This window comes from Paenibacillus sp. S28, assembly GCF_016624415.1.
Classification (GTDB): Bacteria; Bacillota; Bacilli; order Paenibacillales; family Paenibacillaceae; genus Paenibacillus_AQ; species Paenibacillus_AQ favisporus.
In genome coordinates this window covers 1-975 of the sequence record NZ_JACVTM010000046.1, presented here as the reverse complement: position 1 = coordinate 975, position 975 = coordinate 1, and the positions used below count along the sequence as shown (strand labels likewise).

1 pseudogene is annotated in these 975 nt (G+C 66.9%); it reads right to left on the bottom strand.

The features are described 5' to 3' along the window. Window positions 1-797: pseudogene (locus IAE55_RS33570) on the bottom strand (hypothetical protein); the annotation flags it as partial. Window positions 798-975: the final 178 nt, after the last annotated feature.

Below are 975 nucleotides of genomic sequence, written 5' to 3'. Positions count from 1 at the left end.
GGCCCCCCCCCGCCCCCCCCCCCCCCGCCCCGAGACGCTGCTGTGCGAAGCAGCAGCGAGCAGGCGCGGCTGCGCCCAAGCGCGAGGCATGCCTCGCAGTAGGCGCAGGCCGCGAGGCCGCACGCGGCGCAGGCCGTGCGGCCCGTGGATTCGCTGCCGCACCGGCGGCAGCGGGGGGCCTGGCCGCGGCCGGCGCGAAGCGCGCCGCGGGGCCCCTTTCGCGGGCTGGGGGTAGCCACGCCCGCGTTGAGCGCCAGCTGGCCCTGCAGGTTGGCCAGCTGCGCCGCGCTGTGCCAGGCGCCGGCAAGCCCCGGCGCCCGGTCGCTCAGCAGCGAGTCGACCTCCGCTGCAAGCAGTGACCTGCCGCGCAGCCTTTCCACCAGCTGCGCGGCCTGCTCCGCAAGTATCCTGAGCACAGCCGGATCCCTTACATCACCTGCCCACTGCCCTTCCTCCGGCTGACGCATCAGCTCTTGCCATACTGCAGGAGATAACGGCTCGCCGAGCTCCCAGCGCCACATCCCTGAACAACCATCCCCAACTTTTTTGTCATTGCTTCTTGTATTAAATCCATCCCGCGCCGATCCTTCTTTGCCCTTGGGAGTGAGTCCATTCCCCACAGCTCCGTCACGGCCCTTAGCTTTGAGTCCATTCCGCTCCGCTCCGCCATAACTCGTGTCTTTAAATCCACCCCTTGCTGACCCGTCATGCCCCTTGGCCTTGAACTCATCCCGCACCGCCCCTTCATTGCCTCTGGGTTCGAAACTGTTCCAAACTCCCCTCCCCCGATCCTTCATCCCCCACAAACTGCCCTTTGTTCTAGCATCATGTTTTTCCCCGTCAACAGATGTCCACCCATTCTTTCCCGCGCGAGACCTATCAATGCCGGTCTGTTCCCCCTCCATGTCCTCCTTCAGCACCGCCTGCCCCCCCCCCCCCCACAGCGGGCGCTTGCACTGGCCCCAATACCGGGGC